At 69.7% G+C, this 20,198-nt stretch carries 19 protein-coding genes; 6 read left to right on the top strand and 13 right to left on the bottom strand.

Annotation, left to right across the window (positions count from 1 at the left end):
• Positions 1-223: 223 nt before the first annotated feature.
• Complete coding sequence (locus FVE89_RS30730; RefSeq protein ID WP_202131153.1) at positions 224-595, bottom strand: hypothetical protein; 372 nt, start codon at positions 593-595, stop codon at positions 224-226.
• On the opposite strand from FVE89_RS30730, the gene FVE89_RS28400 reads away from it, so the two are divergent.
• Positions 594-1,979, top strand: a complete 1,386-nt coding sequence (locus tag FVE89_RS28400; RefSeq protein WP_161393504.1) for a serine protease — start codon at positions 594-596, stop codon at positions 1,977-1,979. The genes FVE89_RS30730 and FVE89_RS28400 overlap by 2 nt on opposite strands.
• Before the next feature lie 168 nt (positions 1,980-2,147).
• On the opposite strand, the gene FVE89_RS28395 is transcribed toward FVE89_RS28400, so the two are convergent.
• The 7 genes from FVE89_RS28395 to FVE89_RS28365 all read right to left on the bottom strand — a co-directional run bounded on the left by FVE89_RS28395 (position 2,148) and on the right by FVE89_RS28365 (position 7,868).
• The gene (locus FVE89_RS28395) at positions 2,148-2,303 is read right to left on the bottom strand and encodes a hypothetical protein (protein WP_007563230.1); all 156 of its coding nucleotides are present in this window, start codon (positions 2,301-2,303) and stop codon (positions 2,148-2,150) included.
• Between the two features lie 121 nt (positions 2,304-2,424).
• Positions 2,425-3,474: a cysteine synthase A gene (locus FVE89_RS28390; RefSeq protein WP_161393503.1), complete on the bottom strand. Its 1,050-nt coding sequence runs from the start codon at positions 3,472-3,474 to the stop codon at positions 2,425-2,427.
• A 39-nt stretch (positions 3,475-3,513) separates the two neighbouring features.
• Positions 3,514-4,539: a sulfate/molybdate ABC transporter ATP-binding protein gene (locus tag FVE89_RS28385; RefSeq protein WP_161393509.1), complete on the bottom strand. Its 1,026-nt coding sequence runs from the start codon at positions 4,537-4,539 to the stop codon at positions 3,514-3,516.
• Positions 4,540-4,567: 28 nt separating this feature from the next.
• Entirely contained in the window at positions 4,568-5,449 is an 882-nt protein-coding gene (gene cysW / locus FVE89_RS28380; protein ID WP_161393502.1) for a sulfate ABC transporter permease subunit CysW, read from the bottom strand.
• Positions 5,442-6,296 carry a sulfate ABC transporter permease subunit CysT gene (gene cysT / locus FVE89_RS28375; protein WP_161393501.1) on the bottom strand — a complete coding sequence of 285 codons (855 nt, stop codon included), beginning with the start codon at positions 6,294-6,296 and terminating at the stop codon, positions 5,442-5,444. Before cysT ends, cysW begins: the two co-directional genes overlap by 8 nt.
• Before the next feature lie 10 nt (positions 6,297-6,306).
• Positions 6,307-7,344, bottom strand: coding sequence for a sulfate ABC transporter substrate-binding protein (locus tag FVE89_RS28370; RefSeq protein ID WP_161393500.1), 1,038 nt, complete (start codon positions 7,342-7,344; stop codon positions 6,307-6,309).
• A 338-nt stretch (positions 7,345-7,682) separates the two neighbouring features.
• Positions 7,683-7,868, bottom strand: coding sequence for a hypothetical protein (locus FVE89_RS28365; protein ID WP_161393499.1), 186 nt, complete (start codon positions 7,866-7,868; stop codon positions 7,683-7,685).
• A gap of 193 nt (positions 7,869-8,061) precedes the next feature.
• On the opposite strand from FVE89_RS28365, the gene FVE89_RS28360 reads away from it, so the two are divergent.
• The 5 genes from FVE89_RS28360 (at position 8,062) to fdhE (ending at position 14,627) form a co-directional block, all read left to right on the top strand.
• Positions 8,062-8,403, top strand: coding sequence for a hypothetical protein (locus FVE89_RS28360; RefSeq protein WP_342389983.1), 342 nt, complete (start codon positions 8,062-8,064; stop codon positions 8,401-8,403).
• A gap of 166 nt (positions 8,404-8,569) precedes the next feature.
• Positions 8,570-11,650 (top strand): formate dehydrogenase-N subunit alpha, encoded by a 3,081-nt coding sequence (fdnG, locus tag FVE89_RS28355; RefSeq protein WP_161393498.1) that lies wholly within the window; start codon positions 8,570-8,572, stop codon positions 11,648-11,650.
• Between the two features lie 15 nt (positions 11,651-11,665).
• A complete protein-coding gene (gene fdxH / locus FVE89_RS28350) occupies positions 11,666-12,601 on the top strand; it encodes a formate dehydrogenase subunit beta (protein WP_161393497.1) in 936 nt (311 codons plus the stop codon).
• Positions 12,602-12,911: 310 nt separating this feature from the next.
• On the top strand, positions 12,912-13,634 hold the full coding sequence (locus FVE89_RS28345) for a formate dehydrogenase subunit gamma (protein ID WP_161393496.1): 723 nt from the start codon (positions 12,912-12,914) through the stop codon (positions 13,632-13,634).
• A 3-nt stretch (positions 13,635-13,637) separates the two neighbouring features.
• Positions 13,638-14,627 (top strand): formate dehydrogenase accessory protein FdhE, encoded by a 990-nt coding sequence (gene fdhE / locus FVE89_RS28340; protein WP_161393495.1) that lies wholly within the window; start codon positions 13,638-13,640, stop codon positions 14,625-14,627.
• 263 nt (positions 14,628-14,890) lie between these two features.
• Here the strand turns inward: fdhE and FVE89_RS28335 are convergent, their stop codons facing one another.
• The 5 genes from FVE89_RS28335 to FVE89_RS28315 form a co-directional block, all read right to left on the bottom strand.
• Entirely contained in the window at positions 14,891-15,235 is a 345-nt protein-coding gene (locus tag FVE89_RS28335) for a hypothetical protein (protein WP_161393494.1), read from the bottom strand.
• A gap of 199 nt (positions 15,236-15,434) precedes the next feature.
• Entirely contained in the window at positions 15,435-15,920 is a 486-nt protein-coding gene (locus tag FVE89_RS28330) for an SRPBCC family protein (protein WP_161393493.1), read from the bottom strand.
• Between the two features lie 164 nt (positions 15,921-16,084).
• Positions 16,085-17,110: an alcohol dehydrogenase AdhP gene (adhP, locus tag FVE89_RS28325; protein WP_161393492.1), complete on the bottom strand. Its 1,026-nt coding sequence runs from the start codon at positions 17,108-17,110 to the stop codon at positions 16,085-16,087.
• A gap of 34 nt (positions 17,111-17,144) precedes the next feature.
• Positions 17,145-18,536, bottom strand: a complete 1,392-nt coding sequence (locus FVE89_RS28320; RefSeq protein WP_161393491.1) for an NAD-dependent succinate-semialdehyde dehydrogenase — start codon at positions 18,534-18,536, stop codon at positions 17,145-17,147.
• A gap of 919 nt (positions 18,537-19,455) precedes the next feature.
• Positions 19,456-20,085 (bottom strand): L,D-transpeptidase, encoded by a 630-nt coding sequence (locus FVE89_RS28315; RefSeq protein ID WP_161393490.1) that lies wholly within the window; start codon positions 20,083-20,085, stop codon positions 19,456-19,458.
• Positions 20,086-20,198 lie beyond the last annotated feature (113 nt).

The raw sequence follows: 20,198 nt of genomic DNA, 5'->3' as shown, positions 1-20,198 counted from the left end.
AAGGCGGTGCTCTTTCAGGATGTTAGAGCCACGACTTGCGATTTTCGCAGCTAGCCCAAACACCTTAAAAGGGCTGGGGCGAGCCCTTTCGCGGGTCCAGGGCGGAGCCCTGGTCTCTGGGGCTCCGCCCCCGAACCCCCGCCCAAGGGCTCGCCCTTGGGAAACCTCAAACTCGAATCACGAAGGGCCGCGTAGAGCCGTTGTCGGCCTCCGCGGAGCGGGCTCAGCGCCGCCGCGATTCGTCCTGCGGCAGGTGGCGGCCATAGGTCTCCTCCTTCTCCGCGCGCTCGCGGATCAGGTCGGCGTAGGCCTGCCGCATCTCGGGGGAGACGCTGACGCTCTTGCCCTTGGCGGGCTTGCGCTTGGGCGCCTTCTTGAAGGTGTTGCTCGTGTCGGTCATGCCGGGCTCCGCGTCGAACCGTGGCGGCATCGCGTGGCCGGAGGGCCGATCGGGCCGTCCGGCCGCCGCCCCGGACCGGACATCCGTCCTGTAGCGCATCCCGGCGGTGGGCGCACGGCGCCTGATGCCGTCGTCGGAGGCGATCTGGTCCGTCGCGGCCGCCTCTGCCAGATTCCGGGCGGGGAGGGCGGTCATGGATTCGGGTGCGTCGCGGTGGGGTCGCCGGCCGGCTGCAATTCTGCTGGCGCTGCTGCTCGGCTCCGGACCCGCCGCCGCGCAAAGCCAGCTGCGGCCGGCGCCGTCCCCTGCGGCACCGGTCGATCCCGCCTTCGAGTCTGCGAAGGCGACGTTCGAGGCCCTGCCCGAGCCGGACCGGAAGGCGATCCAGGACGCCCTCGTCTGGACCGGCGACTTCAACGCCGTGGTGTCGGGCGCATTCGGGCGCCGGACCTTCGAGGCGCTCAACGCCTATCGCGCCCGCACCCCTGGCGCCGATCCCCTCGATCCGCGCGGCCGGTCGGCCCTGCTGGAGGCGGGCGCGGCGGCCCGGAACGCGGCGCGCTTCCGGATCGCCCCGGATCCCGGCAGCTTTACGGTGATGGGCGTGCCCGAGCGCCTGCTGTCGAAGCGCACCACCCTTGCTTTCGGCACCCGCTGGCAGAGCCAGGACGGGCGCGTCACCCTGGAGACCCGCGCCTACCCGCCGGAGACCGAGACCCTCGACACGCTGTTCGAGAAGGCGACCGCCCCGCGGCCGAATCACAAGGTGACCTACAAGCTGCGGCGGCCCGACCTCGTGGTGGTGACCGCCGAGACCGGGGCCGGCCTGTCCTATATCCGCTACGCCGCCGGGCCGGCGGGCGTGCGCGGCTTCCTGTTCGGCTACGACAAATCCCTGGCGCCGGAGGTGGATCGTCTGGTGATCGCGGTGGCGAATGCCTTCGTGCCGTTCCCGGAGGCAGCCGCGCCGCCCGGTCCGGTCGCCGCGATCCCCTCGGCGCCTCCGGGCCGCCCCGAGACCGGCGCGGTCGCGACGCAGGATCCTGAAGTCGCGGGTGCCGGCCTCACGGTGGCGCCGGGTCGGGTGCTCACGGCCTCCGCGGTGCTGGCGGGCTGTGCCGCGCCCCGGATCGGCGGGGCGCCGGCCCGCACGCTCGCTGCCGACCCGTCCGGCCTCGCGCTTCTCGATGCGCCCGGGGGCCCCGCACCCTTCCGGCCCGCGGCGCGGGCGAAGCCGGTCGGCGCAGAGGAGGGTCTGATCGCCCTGGCCCCGGGCGCGGACGGGATTGTGGCCGCCCCAGGCACCGCCATCGCGGGCGATGTCGTCGCGGCCCTTCAGCCGGGCTCGGCCGGTGCGCCGGTGCTCGACCGATCCGGACAGCTCGTCGGGCTCCTCGCCCGTTACCCGGCGACGCCGCGCCGGGTCGCCGGGATCGTGCCGCCCGGGCGCCTGCCGCTGGTGCCGGTTCAGGCGATCACCACCTTCCTGATCGGCCAGGGCATCGCCGAGCCGAAGACGCCCCCGGATGGCGGCCCCGCGGCCCTCGCGCGGGCAGTGGTGGGGATTGCCTGCCGCTGAAGCCGATTGTCGGGCTGCGCCCGAAGACCAGGGCTCTGCCCTGGCAACCCGCCAAAGGGCTGGAGCCCTTTGGAATCCAGCGATCACATCTGACGACAGCTCATCGCCAGGGGCTCTCGTGCATCGCCCTGGGAGTCTGGCCCAGGACGATGCGCCGATATCCGTGGCTTAAAGCCGGCCGGTGACCAGCAGGACGATCAGGACGATCAGCAGGATGCCGCCGAGGCCGAAGCCCGGACCGCGATAGGCGCCGCCGCCCAGGAAGCCGCCGCCGCCGAAGGCCAGGATGATGAGGATGATGAGCAGAATAGTGACGAGGGACATCTGGCGAGCACTCCGAACGGTCGCGCTGGTGCGAGCGTGACCGTTCAAACGCTGCGACAATCCGTTCCGTTCAATATCCGCCCAAGCTTTTCTTGGAAAAGTGCGGATGGCCCCCGGCCGGTCAGGCGTGCCAGTCCGGCAGCGGATCCTGCGGAGCGTCGAGCCAGCCTGGAACCGGCAGGTTGCGCTCGGTGAGGAAGGCGGGGTTGAACAGTTTCGAGGCGTAGCGCGCCGCCCCGTCGCACAGGATCGTCACGATGGTGTGGCCGGGCCCGAGCTCCCGGGCCAGCCGGATCGCCCCGGCGACGTTGATCCCCGACGAGCCGCCGAGCGACAGCCCCTCTTCTCGCATCAGGCCGAAGACGATGTCGAGGGCCTCCCGGTCCGGGACGCGGAAGGCGTGATCCGGGGTGAAGCCTTCGAGGTTCTTGGTGATGCGTCCCTGGCCGATCCCCTCCGTGATGGAGGATCCCTCGGCCTTCAGGGTGCCGGTGGTGTAGTGCGCGTAGAGGGCCGAGCCCTCGGGATCCGACAGCGCGATTGTCACCTGCGGATTGCGGGCGCGCAGGGCCTCGGCGGTGCCGGCCAGCGTGCCCCCGGTCCCGGCCGCGCAGACGAAGCCGTCGACCCGGCCGCCGGTCTGCGCCCAGATTTCGGGGCCGGTGCCGTCCACATGCGCCTGCCGGTTGGCGACGTTGTCGAACTGGTCGGCGAAGAAGGCGCCCGCCGGCTCGGTGGCGGCGAGCTTTTCGGCGAGGCGCCGGGCGACGTGAACGTAGTTGTTCGGATTGGCGAAGGGCACGGCCGGCACCTCGACCAGACGCGCGCCCGCCAGCCGCAGGGTCTGCTTCTTCTCCTCGGACTGGGTGACCGGGATGACGATCAGCGTCCGGTAGCCGCGCACCGAGGCCACCAGGGCGAGGCCGATGCCGGTATTGCCGGCCGTGCCCTCCACGATGGTGCCGCCCGGCCGGATCAGGCCCTTCGCCTCGGCGTCGCGCACGATCGAGAGCGCCGCACGGTCCTTCACCGACAGGCCGGGATTGAGGAACTCGGCCTTGCCGTAGATGGCGCAGCCGGTCTCCTCGGAGGCCCGGCGCAGGCGGATCAGCGGTGTCTGGCCGATGGCGGCGAGGATGTCGGGGGCGGGTTCGCGACTCGGTGCGGTCATGCGTGGAAGCCTAGGATGCTGCGCTTTCGCTGACGAGCCTCACCCGAACACATGCCCCCCGTTGATCCGCAGCCCGACCGGGTGCCCGGCGGCGTAGCGCACGCCATCGGAATCCTCCACCGCCAGCACGCGGCCCTCGGCGTCGGCCACCTCGATCCGCTGGCGCCCCTGCGTCCGGTAGGAACTCCGCACGGTGCCGGATAGGTGCGCCGATTCGGGCTCGGCGAGCTGCAGCTGCCAGGGCCGCACGTAGAGCTTCACGGGGCCGATGGTGCCGGCCGACGCGATGACCGGCGTCTCGCGGCCCCGCACCAGCACCCGGCCGCCCTCGGCGATCGCCTCGACCTCGACCGAGTCGCCCAGGAACTTCATCACCGTGGCGGAGGCCGGATGCTCCTGCACCTCGTCCGGCGTGCCGACCTGCTCCAGGCGACCGCGATCCAGCACCGCCACCCGGTCGGACAATTCCAGCGCCTCGTCCTGGTCGTGGGTCACGAAGATCGTGGTCTGGCCGGTGCGGTCGTGGATCTCGCGCAGCCAGCGGCGCAGGTCCTTACGGACCTGGGCGTCCAGCGCGCCGAAGGGCTCGTCGAGCAGCAGCACCCGCGGCTCGACCGCCAGCGCGCGTGCCAGCGCCACCCGCTGGCGCTGGCCGCCGGAGAGCTGCGACGGGTAGCGGTCGCCGAACCCCGAGAGCCGGATCAGGTCGAGCAGGTCGCCAACCCGGCGCTTGATCTCCACCTTGGCCGGCCGGTCGGCGCGGCGGCGCGCGTTCAGACCATAGGCGATGTTGTCGGCCACGCTCATGTGCTTGAACAGGGCGTAGTGCTGGAACACGAAGCCCACCGCCCGCTCCTGCACGGCGAGCCCAGTGGCGTCGTCGTCGCCGAACAGGATCCGGCCCCGGTCCGGCCCGTCGAGCCCGGCGATGATGCGCAGCAGCGTCGTCTTGCCCGAGCCCGAGGGGCCGAGCAGGCCGATCAGCTCGCCCGCCCGCACGTCGAGCGACAGGTCGTGCAGCACCGCCGCCGTGTCGAAGGTCTTCGAGACGTTCTCGACCCGGATCGCCGTGGAGGTGCGATCCAAGGGGCTGTCAGTGCGCCCGGCCGTGCGCGAGCTCGCCGGCGAAGCGCCATTCGAGGAAGGATTTGAGGACGAGGGTGATGAGGGCGAGGACGGCAAGGAGCGAAGCGACGGCGAATGCGGCGACGAAGTTGTACTCATTGTAGAGGATCTCCACGTGGAGTGGGATGGTGTTGGTCAGGCCGCGGATGTGGCCCGACACCACCGACACCGCTCCGAATTCGCCCATCGCCCGGGCATTGCAGAGGAGCACGCTGTAGAGCAGGCCCCAGCGGATATTGGGCAGTGTGACCGTGCGGAACGCGTGCAGGCCCGAGGCGCCGAGCGTCAGCGCCGCCTCCTCCTCGGCGGTGCCCTGCTCCTGCATCAGCGGGATCAGCTCGCGGGCGACGAACGGGAAGGTCACGAACACCGTCGCGAGCACGATGCCGGGCAGCGCGAACAGGATCTGGACCCCGTGGTCGATCAGCCAGGAGCCGAACAGGCCCTGCGAGCCGAACAGCAGCACGTAGATCAGGCCGGAGACCACCGGCGAGACCGAGAACGGCAGGTCGATCAGGGTGATCAGCAGGGCCTTGCCGGGGAACTCGAACTTGGCGATCGCCCAGGAGGCCGCCAGCCCGAACACCACGTTGAACGGCACCGCGATCGCCGCCACGGTCAGCGTCAGGCGGATCGCGCTCCAGGCGTCGGGCTCCCGGAACGCGTCCAGGAACGCGCCGAGCCCCTTCGAGAAGGCCTGGATGAAGACCGCGAACAGCGGCAGGACCAGGAACAGCGCCAGGAACACCACCGCGATCCCGATCAGGACCACGCGGGTGGCTGCGCCCTCGGAGGCGGCCGAGGCCGGCTTCGAAGCCGGCACGAAGGCGGGCGAAAAGATCTCAGACATAGCCGAACCGCCGCCGTGACCAGGCCTGGATGAGGTTGATGGCGAGCAGCGTCAGGAACGAGATCCCGAGCATGATCGTGGCGATGGCCGCCGCGCCGCCGTAATCGAACTCGGACAGCTTGATGACGATCAGCAGCGGCGCGATCTCCGAGACGTAGGGCAGGTTGCCGGCGATGAAGATGATCGAGCCGTACTCGCCGACCCCCCGGGCGAAGGCGAGGGCGAAGCCGGTGAGCACCGCGGGGATCAGCGGCGGCAGCACCACCTTGGTGAGGGTGGCGAGCCGCGTGGCGCCCAGCGTCGCGGAAGCCTCCTCGATCTCCTTGTCGATCTCGGCGATGAGCGGCTGCACGGTCCGTACCGCGAAGGGCAGGCCGATGAACACCATGGCGATGAAGATGCCCACCGGCGTGTAGGCCGCCTGGATGCCGAGCCGCGCGAGCGGCGCCCCGAGCAGCCCGTCCGGCGCGTAGAGCGAGGCCAGCGCGATGCCGGCCACCGCGGTCGGCAGCGCGAAGGGCAGGTCCACGGCCGCGTCGACGAGCTTGCGGCCCGGGAAGCGGTAGCGGGTCAGCACCCAGGCCACCAGGAAGCCGAAGGCCGAGGCCACGAGCGCGGCCAGCGCCGAAACGCCGAAGCTGATCCGCAGGGCGCTCGCCACCCGGGGATCGGTGGCGACATTCCAGATGCCCGACAGGCCGAGCCCCGAGGCCTTCACCACGAGGCCGGCGAGCGGCAGCAGGACGATCAGGCCGAGGCAGGCCAGCGTGTAGCCGAAGCTGATCCCGAAACCCGGGATCACGCTCGGCCGACGGAATGTCCTTCTGGGACGGGGCGTCTCGACCATGGTTCGAGTCTCAGCGGCCGGCCCGGCTCAGACGGTCGAACAGACCGCCGGCGTCGAAGTTCCGCTTCTGGATCTCGTCCCAGGAACCCTGCAGGTCCTCGATCTTGAACAGCTTGATCTCGGGCAGCTGCGCGAGATCGGCCGGGGCCGCCGCCTCCCGCTTGATCGGCCGGTAATGGTGCTTGGCGAAGATCGCCTGCGCGCGGTCGGTGTAGAGGAAGTCGAGATAGGCCTGCGCGGCCTTCGTCGTTCCCTTGCGCTCGGCATTGGCCGCCACGAGGGCCACCGGCGGCTCGGCGTAGATCGAGCTCGGCGGCGAGACGATGTCGAATTTTTCCGCACCGAACTCCTGGAGGACCAAGTAGGCCTCGTTCTCCCAGGTGGGCAGCACGTCGCCGAGCCCGCGCTGCGCGAAGGTCACGGTCGAGCCGCGGGCACCGGTGTCGAGCACCGGCACGTTCTTGTAGACCTGCCCCACGAAGGCGTCGGCCTTGGCGGCGTCCTTGTCCTGATTGTAGGCGTAGCCCCAGGCGGCGAGGAAGTTCCAGCGCCCGCCCGCGGACGTCTTCGGGTTCGGGGTGATCACCTTGACGTCGGGCTTCACGAGGTCGGCCCAGTCCTTGACGCCCTTGGGGTTGCCCTTGCGGACGAGGAACACCACGGTCGAGGTATAGGGCGTCGCCGTGTTCGGCAGCTTGCTGCGCCAATCCTCCGGGATCTTGTGGGTGAGCTTGGCGATCGCGTCGATGTCGGACGGGATGCCGAGGGTGACCACATCGGCCTCGACCCCGTCGATCACCGTGCGCGCCTGCGCCCCCGAGCCGCCATGCGAGGCCCGCACCGTGATCGCCTCGCCGGTCTTGGCCTTCCACTCCTCCGCGAAGGCGGCGTTGATATCCCGATAGAGTTCGCGGGTCGGATCGTAGGAAACGTTGAGCAGCGCTGTCTCGGCGCAGGCCAGACCCATGCCGGCCCACAGCCCGGCGCCCGCCAGCAGCGACAGGCCGATCGCCCGGACACCTCGCCCACGCGCGGCAGCGTTCTTCATCACGTTCGATCCCCGGCCAGTCGCAGTGCGTCACAGGGCAGAAAGACCCCGGAAGCAAACGAAATCGTTCTTTCTACCGAACGATGTCAAGCTGGGGACGCGCTCTTGCTGAGCCTGCCGTCCACCGCAAGATCGGCGGAACCGGCCGGAAAGCAAGCACCATCAGCACCCTAGGCCGTCGGAATGCATGGATCTTCTCCCGTCGCCGCCAAGCGGGGAAGAATCTCAGCGTCCCAGGAAGTTTTATAGAACGAACGATCTGATGTGCGCCAGCACACGTCGAGCGCGGCCCGGCGCCGCGATGGCGGCGACCGGAAAGCCAGCGGTCGCAGCCCCGATCAGCCCTTCGGCTTGGCGAGCTGCGCGATGAGGGCTTCCAGGCGCCGGCTCACCGGCGCCGCGAGGGAATCGGCGTAGTGGGAGCGAAGGGTCCGTCCGAGATGGCGGCGGATGCCTGCGGCCAGGGGCGGTGCGTCGGGTCTCGATTCCGCAGGAGACGGACGCTCGGGATGCGGCTTCGACATGATGAGACATCCCCGCGGCGGTTCTGCGCGAGAGTCGCAGAGCGTGGTTAAGGACCCGTCACTGCGCCCGGTGCGAATCGGATCCGCCTCGCCCGGGCGCTGGGATCTCTGACGCGGCTGTCGCAGGCCGGAACTGGCGCGGCGGGGGATACGTTGCCCGCCCTTGAGACAACCCAGCTGCCCGGAGCCTCGCGTGTCCCGCCCGATCGCCTTGACGACACTCGCCATCCTCGCCGTGACGATGGCCGCTACGCCGGGATTCGCCCAGACGAAGCCGGGCGAGATCAAGGGTGTCGACGCGATGGGCGATAAATCCAGGAGCGCCCAGGACGGCTGGAGCCAAGCTCCGGTTCCGCGGGAGCAATCGGCGGCCAAGGATGCTCCGAATCCCGGCGGCCAGTCGATCAAGGAGAATGCGGATCGCCCGGTGCCCAACGCCAAGCCCGGGGGCTCGTCGGCAACGGAGCCCCAGGCGCCCCTCGATCACCGCACGGCGAGCCCATCCGGGGCGAATCCGGCCGCACCAAGCAAGTAAAGACCCCGTTTCCTAAGAGAACGACAACAAGACGAGCGAACGTGCTGCGCTGCGCGCAACACAGGCCCTGACGCGTGTCAGGTCTGTGGCACGCAACCGCACTTGCCTTGCGCACGCTTTTTTGGGACACCCTGGAACTATACCAGATCGCTGTTACGGAGCGAAGATGACGGTCCAGGTCTCAAGGCGTGGCCTGCTCAAGGGGGCCGGGGCCGGCCTCGCGGGCGGCTCGCTGGGCGCACTCGGATTCGGCGGCCTCGAGCCCGCCATGGCCGCCGCGGTGCGGCCCTTCAAGCTCGCGCAGATGCGCGAGACCCGCAACACCTGCCCGTACTGCTCGGTCGCGTGCGGCGTCATCCTCTACAGCCTCGGAGACCGTTCGAAGAACGCACGCTCCTCGGTGATGCATATCGAGGGCGATCCCGACCATCCGATCAACCGCGGCACGCTCTGCCCGAAGGGCTCGGCGCTGCTCGACTTCGTGCACGCCGAGACGCGCACCAAGTACCCGCTCTACCGCGCCCCGGGCTCCTCCGAGTTCAAGCGCGTGTCCTGGGACTTCGCCCTCGACCGCATCGCGCAGTTGATGAAGGAGGACCGCGACAAGAACTTCGTGGCCAAGAACGGCGACCTCACGGTCAACCGCTGGACCACGATGGGGTTCCTCGGGGCCTCGGCCACCACCAACGAGACGGCGTGGCTGACCTACAAGACAGTCCGAAGCATGGGGGCCCTGGTCTTCGACAATCAGGCCAGGGTTTNACACGGTCCGTCGGTCGCCAGTTTGGCGCCCTCCTTCGGACGCGGTGCGATGACCAACCTCTGGATGGACATCAAGCACGCGGACGTGATCACCGTGATGGGCGGCAATGCCGCCGAGGCGCATCCCTGCGGCTTCAAGTGGGTCGTGGAGGCGAAAGCCCATAACAATGCCAAGCTGATCGTCGTCGATCCGCGCTTCACCCGCACGGCGTCGGTGGCCGATCTCTACTGCCCGATCCGGCCGGGGACCGACATCGCGTTCCTGTCGGGTGTGGCCAAGTACCTGATCGACAACGACAAGCTGCAGCACCGCTACGTCTCCGCCTACACCAATGCCGGGTACGTGGTCCGCGAGGGCTACGACTTCCAGGACGGGCTGTTCGCGGGCTACGACGCGGACAAGCGCGACTACGACAAGTCCACCTGGGACTACGAGATCGGCCCGGACGGCTACGCCGTGGTCGACGAGACGATGCAGCACCCGCGCTGCGTGATGCAGCTCCTGAAGAAGCACGTCGCGCTCTACACCCCGGAGATGGTCGAGAAGATCTGCGGCTCGCCCAAGGAGACCTTCCTGAAGGTCTGCGAGCTGATGGCGACCACGGCCTCCCCCGAGAAGTCGATGGCCTCGCTCTACGCGCTCGGCTGGACGCACCACTCCAAGGGCTCGCAGAACATCCGCTCGATGTGCATCGTGCAATCTCTGCTGGGCAATCTCGGCGTGCTCGGCGGCGGCCTGCAGGCCCTGCGCGGCCACTCCAACATCCAGGGGCTGACCGATATCGGGCTGATGAGCAACCTCATCCCCGGCTATCTGAACATCCCGGTGGAGAAGGAGCCCGACTACGCGAGCTACATCGCCAAGCGGCAGTTCAAGCCGCTGCGTCCGGGACAGACGAGCTACTGGCAGAACTACAACAAGTTCTTCGTCTCGTTCCAGAAGGCGATGTGGGGCGATCACGCCACCAAGGAGAACGACTGGGCGTACGATTACCTGCCCAAGCTCGACGTGCCGACCTACGACGTGCTGCGCGGGTTCGAGCTCGCCAAGCAAGGCAAGATGACCGGCTACATCATCCAGGGCTTCAACTGCCTGATGACGTTCCCGAATCGCGCCAAGATGACGGAAGCCTTCTCCAAGATGAAGTTCATCGTGGTGATGGATCCGCTCAAGACCGAGACCGCCCGGTTCTGGGAGAATCACGGCGAGTACAACGACGTCGATCCGACCAAGATCCAGACCGAGGTGTTCGAGCTGCCGACCACCCTGTTCGTGGAGGAGGAAGGCTCGCTCTCGAACTCCAGCCGCTGGCTGCAGTGGCACTGGCAGGCGCAGGACGCGCCGGGCGAGTGCCGCTCCGACATCGAGATCATGTCGGAGATCTTCCTGCGCATGAAGGCGGCCTACAAGAAGGACGGCGGGGCCTTCCCGGACCCGATCGTCAATCTGAAGTGGGACTACGCGATCGCCGAGTCGCCCACGCCGACGGAACTCGCCCGCGAGCTCAACGGCTACACGCTGGCGCCGACCCCGGACCTCAACGGGACGATCATCCCGGCGGGCAAGCAGGTCGACGGCTTCGCCCAGCTCAAGGACGATGGAACCACGGCCTGCGGCTGCTGGATCTACTCCGGCTGCTACACCGAGAAGGGCAACATGATGGCCCGCCGGGACAATACCGATCCCGGCGACCGCGGCATCGCCCCGAACTGGGCCTTCGCGTGGCCGGCCAACCGGCGCGTGCTCTACAACCGCGCCTCGTGCGACCCCGAGGGACGTCCGTGGTCGGAGAAGAAGAAGCTCATCGAGTGGAACGGCAAGCAGTGGATCGGCTTCGACGTGCCGGATTACGGCGTCACCGTCGCCCCCGATAAGGGCGTCGGCCCGTTCATCCTGAACCAGGAGGGCGTCGCCCGCCTGTGGACCCGCGGCCTCATGCGCGACGGGCCGTTCCCGACGCATTACGAGCCCTTCGAGTCCCCGGTGCAGAACGTCGCCTTCCCGCGGATCAAGGGGGCGCCGGCGGCCCGCATCTTCAAGGACGACCTGGCCGATCTCGGCGACGCGCAGGAATTCCCCTACGCGGCGACGAGCTACCGCCTGACCGAGCACTTCCACGGGTGGACCAAGCACGCCCGGATCAACGCGATCCTCCAGCCGGAGCCCTTCGTGGAGATCTCGGAGGAGCTCGCCAGGGAGAAGGGCATCGCCAAGGGCTCGTGGGTCCGAGTCTGGTCGAAGCGCGGCTCGCTCAAGGCCAAGGCCCTGGTGACCAAGCGGATCAAGCCGCTGATCTGCGACGGCAAGCCCGTCCACGTCGTCGGCATCCCGCAGCACTGGGGCTTCATGGGCCTGACCAAGAAAGGATGGCACCCGAACTCGCTCACGCCGGTCGTGGGCGACGCGAACACCGAGACGCCGGAGTTCAAGGCCTGGCTCGTGAACATCGAGCCGACCACGCCTCCGTCGGACGCGGTCGCGTAAGGGGGAGCGGCAGACATGGCTGACTACAGCTCCCTCGACATCCGCCAGCGCTCCGCCTCCACGGAGACGCCGCCGGAGATCCGCCGCCAGACGGAGGTCGCCAAGCTCATCGACGTGTCGAAGTGCATCGGCTGCAAGGCCTGCCAATCGGCCTGCGAGGAGTGGAACGACCTGCGCGACGACATCGGTGTCAACACGGGCACCTACCAGAACCCCCACGACCTCACGCCGAAGTCGTGGACGCTGATGCGGTTCACCGAGTACGAGAACCCGGAGACCAATCACCTCGAATGGCTGATCCGCAAGGACGGCTGCATGCACTGCACCGAGCCGGGCTGCCTCAAGGCCTGCCCGTCGCCCGGCGCGATCGTGCAGTACTCCAACGGCATCGTCGACTTCATCGAGGAGAACTGCATCGGCTGCGGCTACTGCGTGAAGGGCTGCCCGTTCAACATCCCGCGCATCAGCCAGACCGACCACAAGGCGTACAAGTGCACCCTGTGCTCGGACCGGGTGGCGGTGGGGCAGGCTCCGGCCTGCGCCAAGGCCTGCCCGACCGGCTCGATCATGTTCGGCACCAAGCAGGCCATGATCGATCAGGCCCAGACTCGCGTCGAGGACCTGAAATCGCGCGGCTTCGAACATGCCGGCCTCTACGACCCGGCCGGCGTCGGCGGCACGCACGTCATGTACGTGCTGCACCACGCCGACCAGCCGAGCCTCTATGCCGGCCTGCCGAACGACCCGAAGATCTCGCCGCTCGTCGCCTTCTGGAAGGGCGGGGCCAAGGTGTTCGGCCTCGCCGCGATGGGGTTTGCGGCGGTCGCGGGCTTCTTCCACTACGTGACGGCCGGCCCGAACGAGGTCGTGCCCGAGGAAGAGGAAGAGGCGGTCGAGTACGATGAGGCCAAGCGCCGCGAGACCGGCGGCGGCGAGGCCCGGCCGCACTGAGACGCGACGGCCGCTCCCCCTTTCGCGGGGAGGGCGGCCCGCGGAGCGGGTCGGGAGAGGGGAGCGACGGTGCAAAAGGAGGCAAGAGCCTTCATGCAGGTCGCCTTCTCTCCGGAAACCGTGCTCCCCGCTCCCGCCCCCTGCTGACGCAGAGGGCGCCCATCGGGCCACCCTCCCCCGCGGAGGGGGAGGGAGAGATGTGGGGCCGGAAGCGACAGGATGGAGACGGCACGGCCGTCCCACCCTATCTTGAGTTTCAGAGCCACCTCCGCCGCGCGGGGTCGGCACCGCATCAGGCGCGAGAAGGCCGATGACGATCCACAGCGACATCCGGGACGGCGATTCCCGCCCCCTCCACCACGCCAAGTCGGAGGCGCCGGAGGTGATGTACGTCCCGCGCTACTCGGGCGTGCAGCGCGTGAACCACTGGATCACCGCGATCCTGTTCTCCCTGCTGACCCTCTCGGGGCTGGCGATGTTCACGCCCTACCTGTTCTCGCTGACCGGCCTGTTCGGCGGCGGGCAGGCGACCCGCACGATCCACCCGTGGCTCGGCGTGGCGCTGGCCGTCAGCTTCTTCTTCCTGTTCGTGCGCTTCTGGAAGCTCAACATCCCCAACAAGGACGATGTCGAGTGGACCAAGCGTATCGGCGACGTGGTCACCAACCGCGAGGACCGGTTGCCGGAACTCGGCAAGTACAATGCCGGCCAGAAGGGCGTGTTCTGGGGCCAGACCGCACTGATCGGCGTGATGTTCGTCAGCGGCCTCGTGATCTGGAACACCTATTTCGGCGGGCTGACCTCGATCGAGACGCAGCGCTGGGCGCTCCTCGCCCACTCGCTCGCCGCCGTGGTCGCCATCGCCATCATCGTGGTGCACATCTACGCGGGCATCTGGGTGCGGGGCACCGGCCGGGCCATGGTCCGCGGGACGGTGACCGGCGGCTGGGCCTACCGGCATCACCGCAAGTGGTTCCGGCAGATCGCCGGCGGCAAGGCGCGCCACGGCTCGGTGGACAAGCGCGGATCCTGATTCGTGGCCAATTTCTTCAAGCGGAAACCCGCGGCCACGGACAAGGCTGCGACGCAAGCCGAGGCGCCCAAGCCCCGCCGTCGCGACTTCAACGAGCTGAAGCCCGATCCCGACAAGATCGGGATCTCCGGCTCGGTGCCGTTCGTGCGCCTGCCGGATCCGACGACCCTGTTCGCCGACCGCGCGGCGCGCCTGGACGAGGCCGCCCCCGGCCACCCGCTGGAGGCCTATCTCCGGTTCGTGGCGGCGGTCGCCCGGGCACAGGATAAGATCCAGGCCAAGGTCGCGCTCCCGCCGCCGCCGGACGGCGCCGATCTGGCGCTGCGGAGCGAGCACGGGATGCCGCCCCTGTCGCGGCACAGCCTGGAGGCCGATTCCGGCTTCGACGCGTCTCTGCTGGCGCTGCTCGACGCTCTGGATCTCACGACCGCGCCCGAGGCCTCCGCGGCGGCGCGCGCCTTCTTGCGGGCGGCGTCCCGGGAGGACCGCTTCGACCTCGCCCTGCAGGTCTTCGAGGGCGCGCTGCCGGTGGACCGCATCGCCGAATGCGTGTTCGTCTCGGCGGCGCTGCAGGTCCGGCTCGCCGAGCAGGCCGCGCGGCTCGACACCAAGACCCTGAAGCCGGTGGCGGACGGCGTCTGCCCGTGCTGCGGCGGCGCCCCGGTGGCGAGCGTGATCGTCGGCTGGACCCCGGCCGACAAGGCCCGGTACCTCAGCTGCTCGCTGTGCGGCACGTATTGGAACCACGTCCGGATCCGCTGCACCGCCTGCGGCGCGGGCGAGGGCGTCAGCTATTACAGCCTCGACGAAGTCTCGAAGGACATCCAGGTCGAGACCTGCACGACCTGCCACAGCTACATCAAGCACCTGCACCAGCACCGGGCGCCGAGTCTCGACCCGGTGGCGGACGACATCGCGTCCTACGGGCTCGACCTCAAGATCGCCGAGGAAGGGTTCCGGCGGGCCGGGCTGAACCTGCTGTTCGTGATCTGAACGCCGGGGCCGGCGTCGTTCAATCGCCGATCCGGTGCAGGGCGAACCGGGGAGCCCCGGCCGGTGCTGCGTACTCGGGATCGGGCAATCGCCGCCGTTCTGCTGCGGGAACCGGATCGGGAGCGTCGTCGCGCGTAGCCCTGCGGTCCCGCAGACGCTCCGCGACGGCCGCGAACCCGGCTTCGTCGAGGCGGTCGGCCCGCGGCACCCCTCCGTGCGGTCCCGGGGATCGCGCCGGAGCCCGGCGCGCCCCCGGGGACGGCTCAGCGGTAGCCGTACCGGCTCTTGGCGGCGGCCAGGAGATGCAGGGCCTCGCCCGACTTGCCGGCCGAGCATTCCGCGGCGGCGTGGGCGAGGTCGGCGTTGAAGCGATCGCCCACGGGCTTGTTGAGATTCCCGGTGGCCACGTCGCTGTCGACGATCGCCTTGGTGCGCGCGATCTCGGGGCCGCAGCCGCTGCCGGTCGGCAGGGCCAGCGGGGCGGGGATGACGGGCGCGGGCTCCGTGACCGCCGGGGTGGCACGCTGCTGGCAGGCCGCCAGCGCAGCGACCGCAAGGGCGGCGAGGCTGAGGCGCATCGGGAGACGGGACGCGGGCACGGCGATCATCCTGTTGCGGCGCGGGGGCTGCGCCGCCCGGGTTTTGGGCCGAGCTTGGCAGTGGGTCAATCGCCGCCGCGACACGCCGTGGCGGTTTACGACGCGGGGCAGGGGATGCCGCGCCTGCGGGATTTTGCTGTCATGGGAGCGGGTTGGCGCGCGCGGCCACCATTCCGGTTCAACGGCGCGCGCCGGATCGTGAGCGCGCCTACTTCGCCTTGTCGGCGAGCGCCTTCAGCCCGGAATCGTAGATGCCCTGGATCGCATCGACCGCGACCGTGTCGGGGGCGCCCTTGGCGTTGAACGTGCCGGTCCAGGTCACCTTCGAGCCGGAGCCCGCGGGGGCGACCGAGAGGGTCGACTTGTAGTCCGAGACCGGCAGCGGGCTCTCCAGGATCGTGTAGGTGTAGCTCATCACCTTGTCGTCCCGGGAGACCTGCTCCTCCTTGATGGTGCCGCCACCCTTCAGGCTCAGCGTGCGGACCTTCATGCCGTCCTTGTCGGACAGGACGCATTTGTCGATGGCCGGGTGCCAGTCGCCGATGCCGCAGAACTCGCCGATCGTCTGCCAGACCTTGGCCGGGGGGGCGGCGATGTCGGCCGAGCGCGTCACCTCCAGGGCATAGCCCGGCACGGTGGCCGCGGCCAGCGCCAGGACGGCGAGGGGGAGGGACCGGCAGAAAGCGAAGGGCATCTCGGGGTGTCTCCGTCCGTCTCAGGTCGCGGCAGGGGCCGCGCGGGCTCTGATGGCCGCGGAGGAGCTAGGCCGGGATCGCCGTCTCGGCAATGGCTCCGGACCACGGGGGGTGATTTTCCTCCCGCCGTCCTGCCGAACCGGTGCGGAGCGGGCCGCCGGTCTCACCCGAAGTCGAGCACGATGCGGCCCTGGATGTCGCCCTTGTGCATCCGCGCGAAGATCGCGTTGATGTTGTCCAGGCGGTCGGTCGCCACCGTGGCCTTGACCTTGCCGGCGCCCGCGAAGTCGAGCGCCTCCTGCAGATCGAGCCGGGTGCCGACGATCGATCCCCGCACCGTGACGCCGTTGAGGACGGTGTCGAAGATCGAGAGCGGGAAGTCGCCGGGCGGCAGGCCGTTCAGCGACACCGTGCCGCCCCGGTCGACCATGCCGAGCGCCTGCTGGAACGCCTTGGGCGAGACCGCCGTGACCAGGACGCCCCGGGCGCCCCCGACCTGCTTCCGGACGCCGGCGACCGGATCCTCCGTGCGCGCGTTGATCGTCACCGCCGCGCCGAGGTCCCGGGCCAGGGCCAGCTTGGCGTCGTCGATATCGACCGCGACGACGTTCAGCCCCATCGCGGTGGCGTACTGGACCGCCAGATGGCCGAGGCCGCCGATGCCGGAGATCACGACCCAGTCGCCCGGCTTCGTGTCGGTGACCTTGAGGCCCTTGTACACGGTCACCCCCGCGCACAGGATCGGCGCGATCTCCACGAACGGCACCGCGTCCGGCAGGTGCCCGACATAGTTCGGGTCGGCGACGACGTATTCGGCGAAGCTGCCGTTGACCGAGTAGCCGGTGTTCTGCTGCTCCTCGCACAGGGTCTCCCAGCCGCCCAGGCAGTGCCGGCAATGGCCGCAGGCGGTGTAGAGCCACGGGACGCCGACCCGGTCGCCCTCCCGGACGTGCTTCACCCCGGCGCCCACCGCGGCGACGTGGCCGACGCCCTCATGGCCGGGAATGAAGGGCGGCTTCGGCTTGACCGGCCAGTCGCCCTCGGCGGCGTGCAGATCGGTGTGGCAGACGCCGGTGGCGGCAATCTTGACCAGGATCTGGCCGGCGCCCGGCGTCGGCACCGGCACCTCCTCGATGGCGAGGCGCTCTCCGAACGCGCGGACCACGGCCGCCTTCATCGTCCTTGCCATGAAACTCTCCTGTGCCTCGCCGCGATGGCGCCCGTCAGAACCGCGCGTCGATATCGACGGCCGCGATCAGCTTGTGATTGACGAATTCCTTGAGCCCGAGCCCCAGCAGCTCGCGCCCGTAGCCCGACCGGCGGATCCCCCCGAAGGGCAGGTCCGCCTCGACCTTGGTCGGGTGGTTGACGAAGACCATGCCGGTCGAGATCTTCCGGGCGACGTCGATCCCGTGCTGCGGGTCGCCGGTGAAGACCGACCCGCCCAGGCCGTAGGGCGAATCGTTGGCGATGCGGATCGCCTCGGCCTCGTCGGCGGCGCGGAACACCATGGAGACCGGGCCGAAGAACTCCCAATCGCGCGCCGGGTTGTCGGGCGCGATCCCGGTCAGGATCGTCGGCTGCATGAAGGCGCCCCGGTTCGGCACCGGCGGACCGACCGCCTCGGCCCGGGCGCCGTGATCCACGGCCTGCCGGACCTTCTCCCGGAGCTCGTCGGCCGCCCCCTGCGAGGAGAGCGGCGCCAGGGTCGTGCGCGGATCGAAGGGATCGCCGGCGACCAGTCCGGCCACGCCCGCGCGGTAGCGTTCGAGGAACGCGTCGTAGACCGCATCGACGACGATCATGCGCTTGGACGAGACGCAGACCTGGCCGGCGTTCCAGTGCCGGCCGATCACCGCCCAGCGGGCGGTCTTGTCCAGATCCGCGTCGGCCAGCACCACGAAGGCGTCGGCGCCGCCGAGTTCCAGGGTCGACTTCTTGAGCGCCCGCCCGGCCTGGACCGCCACCGCGGCGCCCGCGCCCTCCGAACCCGTCAGCGCCACGCCGCAGACGCGCGGATCGTCGATGATCGTTTCGAGCTGCGCGCGCGTGACGTAGAGGTTCGTGAAGCCCCCGTCCGGAAGCCCGGCCTCGCGCAGGAGCGTCGCGAAGGCGGCCGCGCATTGCGGGACGTTGGCGGCGTGCTTCAGCAGCACCGTGTTGCCGGCCGAGAGCTGCGGGGCGGCGATCCGGGCGACCTGATAGAAGGGGAAGTTCCACGGCTCGATGGCGAGGAGCACGCCCAGGGGCTCGTGCACCAGGATCGCCTCGCCCTCGGCCGGGTCGGCGACCGTCAGCCGCTCGGGCTGAAGCAGCCGTTCGGCATGGTGGACGTAGTATTCGAAGATCTTCGCCGACAGCTCGATCTCGGCCTTGGCCTCGGTGAACAGCTTGCCCATCTCGAGCGTGAGCAGCCGGGCATGGTCGTCGGCCCGCGCGCGGAGGAGGTCGGCCGCCCGCTGCAGGATCGTGCGGCGCGTGGCGAAGGAGGTCTCGCGCCAGGCGAGGAACGCCGCATGGGCGGCGTCGAGGGCGTGCGCGACCCCGTCGTCGGTCAGCGTCGGAAAGGTCGCCAGAACCTCGCCCGTGTAGGGGTTGGTGGTCGTGTAGGTCATGAGGCCGGGGCTTTCGCGCTTGGCGGAGGGAGCGGGATTCGCGGGCGGGTGTCGTCGGGGGCACGCCCTCCGGCCGGGGCCGAAGGGGCCGCGTGGCAGCCGTCGGGGCCGCGTCAGAGCAGGGGCCGCGGGGTGGGGCGCCGCGACCGGGGCGCTCCGCCGGGGGGCCGGTCGGCGCCCGCGCGCCAGCCGACGGCGCCACCGGGCATCAAGATCTTCGGTATCCGCGGCACAGTGAAGGGCATGGTCCGGCGCTCGATCGGCCGGTCGCGCATGTGCGGTCCCCGGCTCTGGCTACGCACGCAGCCTTACGGCGCAGATCTCCCGGAGCCTTGATGTGGATCAAACCGGCCCATCGACCCGGCAGCTCCGGGAGTGCGACTGGACAATACGCTGGGTTCCCGCCGGCGCGCGCGGAACCACTTGGAGCCATGCCTGATCGCGTTGCCCGCAGTCTGCGAAGGCCGGGAAGCCCCCGCCCTTTCACGGTGTTGCGGAAGCACCGGGACAGGGGCCGAGCGCGCGCTCCTCCGTCTTGTGGGGAAGGGAAAAGGCGGCGCCCGCTCGGGACTTCAGAGCCACGAATCGCGATCCTCGCAGCCAGCCCGAACGCCTGAGAAGGGCAGGCCGGGATGCCGTGGACCGGCCGTCCGATCCCCCCTCATCCTGAGGTGCCGAAGCGGAGCGGAGCCCTCTGGCCGTGCGATCCCTGGAGCCCTCCTTCGAGGCCCGCTGACGCGGTCACCTCGGGATCGGGAGGTTGGTTGGCTTGCCCTGCACCGAGCACTGCCGTGTACCGTGGGCCTTGCCATGGCGCAGGGCTCGAAGCCCCTGTTGGGCCGCTTTTTATGCCGAACCGGTATCCGCTTCGCCGGAGCGCGTTCTGGCGCCTCTCCCGAAGCGCCTGTTGCGCCGATTTCTACCAGTTTTCCAGCGCATCGAGGTCGGCCGGGTCGCCGTAGACCACCGCCGGCGCGTAGGCGGGCGGGGCGATGGGGCGGCCGTAGACCGACAGCGGCCGGCGGCCCATCTGGTCGCCATCTGCCTGCAGCGCGTCCCCATAGGGGCTGCGGTGCCGGGCGATGCGGATCCCGCGCGGACCGCCCTCGGCCACCGGCATGTCGGCGCCCTCGATCACCACGCGGGTCCGGCCCATGCCCTCCGCCTTCACGAGGTTGAACAGGGTGGCGGCGTTGCGCACCGACAGGCGCACGCAGCCGTGGGAGGCCGCCCGCCCGAGATTGCGGACATGGTTGGTGCCGTGGATGGCGTGGCCCTGATTGGTGAAGAACATCGCGAAGGGCATGGGCGCGTCGTCCCACTCCTTCGAGAAGTGCGTGCGCTCCATCCGGAAGGGGCGGTAGGACCCGGAGGGGGTGTCGTAGCTCTCGACGCCGGTCGAGACGGGCCAGGAATAGCGGGGCTGCCCGTCGACCGTGACCTCCATGCGCTGCGTGCTCTTGTCGACGTTGATCAGCACGTCGGCGGAAGCAGGGACGGCGGCCCACAGGAGCAGGCCGGACAGGACCGAGACCAGACCGATACGCATGTGCGACTCCGACTGCGAAACCGCGATGGTTTGCCGTCACGCTAAACCTTTGGCAACGCCAAGGTTCCGGCGGATCCCGCCCCTGCGCAGTCACGCTTTGCTGAGCGCCCGCC

Source organism: Methylobacterium sp. 2A (genome assembly GCF_009806555.1).
Taxonomy (GTDB): domain Bacteria; phylum Pseudomonadota; class Alphaproteobacteria; order Rhizobiales; family Beijerinckiaceae; genus Methylobacterium.
This window is presented reverse-complemented; position numbering and strand designations above follow the sequence as displayed.